Source organism: Rouxiella silvae, assembly GCF_002093625.1.
GTDB lineage: Bacteria > Pseudomonadota > Gammaproteobacteria > Enterobacterales > Enterobacteriaceae > Rouxiella > Rouxiella silvae.
On record NZ_MRWD01000113.1, the window covers coordinates 1 to 4,773 of the forward strand.

Genomic DNA, 4,773 nt, shown 5'->3' on the forward strand with positions numbered 1-4,773 from the left:
GGCGCCGCGGCGCACGACGGCAGGCCTCCACGACTTATACGCCCGCTGTCCACAGAAAACGGGGATAACCCAAAACGGTGAACGGGCGGGCAATTGATTGTCCGTTCGTGAAGCGTTGGCCAACGAGCGGCGTGAGGCGGCAGCGTCACCGAATGGCATGACGCTTCCTCGCTGAAAGTGCGAACAATTCGCAGAGGCTTGCGGGGTGGGGAAGTTCCGTCATGGGGGCAAAAAAAAGCCCCTTAAAAAGCGTCTGGGGCCCATTGTTTTTGAGGCCGTATTTAATCATCTTCGGGATGTATAAAACCTACATATTGAAGAATAATCGTACAGGTCATCGACTGGATAAACCAAGCCGGCCAGCACTCATTTCAACATGCATGGCTTCGAAAAGGGGAAAACGTATTGTAGAAAACTTGTAGAAATCTGAATTTCCTGCGCTATCTCATTGTTTATGTTCATATGTAGAAATGTTGTGGCTTTTCTACAACATTTCTACAAGAGCTCTACAACAAATCTTGTAGAGCTCTTGTAGAAAATGCACAACACTTTTGAATTGGCTCAGTTTTCAAAAAATTTCAACAGGTCCTAAATGATTGTATCTGCAAGATAAAAACGCAGTTTTTAGTCTTGCGTAGGGTGTGTATGTTTTCAATGCCAAACGAGCGGTAGAATTTTCACAACATCTGACCAGGATTTTGCCTGCCAAAAAGGCGTCGTTGACAGTACCCCAAACAAAAATCCTGACACGTATAAATCTGTCGTCATATGCGACTCACATGCCGACAGGCTTACCCGCCATTTTTGGCATCCTGAAGCATGCGCATTTCCCAACGCACATGCGCGTCACGCAGCTGCCGCCAAAAATCCGCACCGGTCTGGAAAAAACTGCCCAGCTTCTCAGCATCTCCGTCACTGATCACAGTGGAATGATCGAGCAGCGCGATGACGGCATCCTCCGAAAGGCCGATATGTTTGGCGAATGTGCCAGGTGAAATCTGATTCGGTTTCAGAAACTCCTCAAGCAGGATCTCAGCCACCGTAGAAGGCTCAGCCGTTCTCGTATCCATCGTGTGCCTCGCAGTTTAAAAATGGGTAATTTAGGATGACCGGTGCCATATTTGCCACCAAGGGGCCTTACTCGTCGCGGGTTCAACCCTCTTATCCTCGAGGCGCAACATCATAGTTTTCAGCTCAGCCACTTCCTGACGAAGCGCCGTTATCTCGGCAACCAAAGCGCTATTTTCTGTGCCATCCGACTGTGCCACGGTGGGCCATGCTGCTGTGCCATCGGCAATAAGCTCCCCATAATGACGGATAAGCTCAGTCGTATCGAGTTCACGATGACCTTTACCATTCGTCCTATAGGAAACAAGGCCTGAGGCCATATCGCGATAAAGCGTCCGACGGCTTTTACCAGTAAGTTGTTGCGCCTGTGACACGGTGTGCCATGCCATAAAACCTCCTGTTCTTTTGGCACAGTGTAGCTAAAAACCACAAAGTGAAGAATGGGAATACGGAGTGACCGTGTAATTAGCGAGCAACAGAGCATTTACGCTTCCTCGCATTGACAGACTTCGCTAGTCAATACTGCGGCGAGCGTGGGGGGCCAAAGAAGACAAGATGGTTATACGGGGAAAGAGAGAGGGCAGAAAAGGATGCGCCAGAGGCGTTTTTCCATAGGCTTCGCCCTCCTGACGAGCTTCACAGAAAATCGGATGATTTCCGGCGCTCAAATCAGAAGAGGCGAAACCTGACAGGACTTAAAGATCCCCACCGTTTCCGATAGGTCGCTCCCTCGTGCGCTCTCCTGTTCCCACCGTACAGTGTACCCGTGTCTTTCCGCTGTTAATGGCCGCGTCTTCTCATTCCACGCCTGACACTGGATTCTACTTAGGTGGTTCGCTCCAAGCTGGGCTGTATGCACGAACTCCCCGTTCAGCCCGACTACCACGTACTCTCAGGTAACTGTTCTCTTGAGTCCAACCCTGACAGACACGACGAATCGCCATTGGCGGTAGCCAACAGTAACGGTTTATGTGGAGCAAGCTTTAAAGGAATTCTTGAAGTGTTTGCCAAGTTCCGGCTACACTGATAGAACGAATTAGGTTACTGCGCTCCACTAAAGCCAGTTACCGCGGTTCAGAAGTTCCCCAACTTACTGAACCTTCGAAGAAGCCGCCTTGCCGGGCGGCTTTTTCGTTTCTGATAGCAAGACTACATTCTCAGACAATAAAAATGCAACATAAAATATCGATTATAAAAACAAAAATGCTTTACATCCTCAAAAAATAAAATGGATAATGGTTTTTTAATCAAAAAAAATAGAAAAAAGAAGGCCGAACAACATGATTACAATTGAAGAAATTAAAGCAGCCATTAAAAGAATAAAAGACACAGAACTAATAGCCAGCAATCCTTCCAACAACGAAAAAAACATAAGATTTAAAAAAGGAAATGATGCTTTTTCATTATCAATACTTGACGGCGATAATGTAAGCAAAACAAAATTAAGCCTTCTAAAGATATTAAATATAGACGAAAAATATAATGACTTCGCCAAGGATGCAGAAGTCGCAGCCAACTCAATCAACACGTCACCATGTAAAGTTTTTTTCATGAGCACAGAGAAACTCAAAGGTTTCTTTGTAATACTCAACATCTTCTCCGACAAATTGGAATCATTCGAAAATAACATTAGCGAAGAAGATAAAGTTCATAAAGCATCAGTATTAATTCTTAGCATGATTATAGAGACATACAATTGTGCTAACCTTATCAGTAGCCATCTAGCAAAACTAAAGGTAGATGCTGAGGTGGCTAATGAACAGTAAAAATGACGCCCCAAAAATAATAATACAACTTTTTCTAGGGGCTTTAGTATATTACCTTTTTAGCTTTAGGTATAAAGACGAACTTATATTAGTTTTATCTCAACAAGTTTACTATCAGGCATTAGTTATAATAGTCATCACAAATAGCTATTTTGCACGTCTTATAGATGACATAAGATCAATTATATATCACAAACTAAAAATGAAGTGCTCTTCAAAATATAAGCATAAACATTTCAAAGAACAAAAGACCAACATTTTAGAAAAGTCCAAAACAGCAAAACTATCTGAACAAGCAAAAGAAATGCTTAGCGGAATGGTCGATACCGATTTTGAGCTGGAAGCCGAGATAGAAGAAGTATCTAAAATGCAAGATGAGCTTCAAAGGATAAAAAGACCCAAGGTAACTTAAAAAAAGAAAGCCTATTTTAAAAGTGCACCGACTACTTTTTCAAAGGTATTTTTCACTCGTTGCGCAGGAGCATTTAGGATAACATCCATTCGCCGCACATAAAAAACCTCACGGTGAGTAAAAAAGGAGAAAAAAATGGCAACTTGGTTTTACTGCGCAGAAGTAACCGGCACTAACCTACAGGGCTATCCGTATACATACAAAAAAGATGGAACGATCACATCCGATGACTTTAACTTGCATTCGGTAGACGATGTAATCAATCACATCAAAGACAGCCATGTCCCAAAAACAGAAATGGGGAACGCTATCGGTACTGTAGTGTTGATAGCGTTCAATAAGGTCTAACATTATTTACCATAACATCTGTACGCAGAGCTGCATTCTTAGTTCGGCTTAAGTGTAAGCAGAGGAAGCAGCATCTGGTTGTTTAGCATCCACTCCAGTGAATGCTGGCACCGATATCTGATAATCCGCTTTATTGTGGCAAAATCATCCTCTAGGTTTCGGCTAATTATGGGCTCATGGTGTGCAATACGGTTGCGCAGCTTTCTCACCGTTTCCAGATCGTTGTAGAGACTCTGGCGTAACTGCGCCACGGTCATTCCTTGTGCAGCGGCATGAGGAAAAACCGTCATCATGTTATTATTCCAGAGGCGTGTGTCGAATCTTCCTGTCAGTAGTTTCTGCCAAAAAACAAACTTTAGCTCAGGAATAACCTTCCCTGTCGTGGGCTGGTTCCGCCGCCCATTGATAAGGTCGTCTTTGGGTTTATAACCATGAGGAGGGATCGGCAAACTTCGCTCAAAACCAATAGACCAAGGCCATCTAGTTCCGTATACCGTCTCGAGAACCTCTGAGATGGCATTTCGCATGATCACTTCGCAAACATGTAAAGGGACAAAAAAAGCGGCTGATACCTGTGCGTTCCACATGTAAAGCCTCAGGGCCTTTTCTGTCTGTTGAGCGCCAGCCGGCCCGCCTAAAATATTTTCATACGTACCTATTCTGGCAGCAGACAAGCTGGCCTTTATGCTGTTTGACGGCATCATCAATGATCCTTATAATGAACTCACTAGCCACGGGACTTGTTAGCAGTAATGCTTCCCCCCGAGGACAATCGATAGAGATATACAACAAAGGCCCGCTGTATGCTATACAGCGGGCCTTTGTTGTTTCAATTGCCTTTCAATTCGAACACTTCCGGCAATTCTAACCATTTACCATAACATCCGTTGCGTGCACCGCCTCAGCGGCCCTCAGCGCGTTTCTGGCGCCAAGGCGTCCTTTCTTACGGCTTACCCACGAAAAACCGCCCAAAACGGCGCGGATTAATTCTGCGGCCGTGCATAGCTATGCACCGAAACCGGTGGAGAGGCGTTTCAGCGCCAAACGCGGGCCAACGCCGCAAAAATCCAAAAGAACAAAAAATGTACAATTTCCGTGAGGCGTGGCGCCGCGGCGCACGACGGCAGGCCTCCACGACTTATACGCCCGCTGTCCACAGAAAACGGGGATAACCCAAAA

General features: G+C 45.1%; 7 protein-coding genes. 4 read left to right on the top strand and 3 right to left on the bottom strand.

Features of this window, described 5'->3' with window-relative positions:
• Positions 1–791: 791 nt before the first annotated feature.
• Positions 792–1,070, bottom strand: a complete 279-nt coding sequence (locus BS639_RS24475) for a helix-turn-helix transcriptional regulator (RefSeq protein WP_084984637.1) — start codon at positions 1,068–1,070, stop codon at positions 792–794.
• Positions 1,071–1,100: 30 nt separating this feature from the next.
• Positions 1,101–1,457: an entry exclusion protein 1 gene (locus BS639_RS24480; RefSeq protein WP_084984638.1), complete on the bottom strand. Its 357-nt coding sequence runs from the start codon at positions 1,455–1,457 to the stop codon at positions 1,101–1,103.
• 464 nt (positions 1,458–1,921) lie between these two features.
• Between BS639_RS24480 and BS639_RS24970 the strand changes: the two genes are divergently transcribed.
• The 4 genes from BS639_RS24970 to BS639_RS24495 all read left to right on the top strand — a co-directional run bounded on the left by BS639_RS24970 (position 1,922) and on the right by BS639_RS24495 (position 3,594).
• Positions 1,922–2,095: a replication initiation protein gene (locus tag BS639_RS24970; protein ID WP_158086951.1), complete on the top strand. Its 174-nt coding sequence runs from the start codon at positions 1,922–1,924 to the stop codon at positions 2,093–2,095.
• 253 nt (positions 2,096–2,348) lie between these two features.
• Positions 2,349–2,834 carry a hypothetical protein gene (locus BS639_RS24485; RefSeq protein WP_084984639.1) on the top strand — a complete coding sequence of 162 codons (486 nt, stop codon included), beginning with the start codon at positions 2,349–2,351 and terminating at the stop codon, positions 2,832–2,834.
• The gene (locus tag BS639_RS24490) at positions 2,824–3,246 is read left to right on the top strand and encodes a hypothetical protein (RefSeq protein ID WP_084984640.1); all 423 of its coding nucleotides are present in this window, start codon (positions 2,824–2,826) and stop codon (positions 3,244–3,246) included. The genes BS639_RS24485 and BS639_RS24490 overlap by 11 nt, the downstream gene beginning before the upstream one ends.
• A gap of 135 nt (positions 3,247–3,381) precedes the next feature.
• The gene (locus BS639_RS24495; RefSeq protein ID WP_084984641.1) at positions 3,382–3,594 is read left to right on the top strand and encodes a hypothetical protein; all 213 of its coding nucleotides are present in this window, start codon (positions 3,382–3,384) and stop codon (positions 3,592–3,594) included.
• Between the two features lie 38 nt (positions 3,595–3,632).
• Here BS639_RS24495 and BS639_RS24500 read toward each other — a convergent pair whose 3' ends face one another.
• Positions 3,633–4,298 carry a hypothetical protein gene (locus BS639_RS24500; RefSeq protein WP_233427760.1) on the bottom strand — a complete coding sequence of 222 codons (666 nt, stop codon included), beginning with the start codon at positions 4,296–4,298 and terminating at the stop codon, positions 3,633–3,635.
• Between the last annotated feature and the right edge of the window lie 475 nt (positions 4,299–4,773).

Excerpts from the sequence above, each read along its gene's own strand:
- BS639_RS24970 (WP_158086951.1), top strand. The coding sequence starts at position 1,922 with ATGCACGAACTCCCCGTTCAGCCCGACTACCACGTACTCTCAGGTAAC.
- BS639_RS24480 (WP_084984638.1), bottom strand. The coding sequence starts at position 1,457 with ATGGCATGGCACACCGTGTCACAGGCGCAACAACTTACTGGTAAAAGC.
- BS639_RS24490 (WP_084984640.1), top strand. The coding sequence starts at position 2,824 with ATGAACAGTAAAAATGACGCCCCAAAAATAATAATACAACTTTTTCTA.
- BS639_RS24495 (WP_084984641.1), top strand. The coding sequence starts at position 3,382 with ATGGCAACTTGGTTTTACTGCGCAGAAGTAACCGGCACTAACCTACAG.
- BS639_RS24485 (WP_084984639.1), top strand. The coding sequence starts at position 2,349 with ATGATTACAATTGAAGAAATTAAAGCAGCCATTAAAAGAATAAAAGAC.
- BS639_RS24475 (WP_084984637.1), bottom strand. The coding sequence starts at position 1,070 with ATGGATACGAGAACGGCTGAGCCTTCTACGGTGGCTGAGATCCTGCTT.
- BS639_RS24500 (WP_233427760.1), bottom strand. The coding sequence starts at position 4,298 with ATGATGCCGTCAAACAGCATAAAGGCCAGCTTGTCTGCTGCCAGAATA.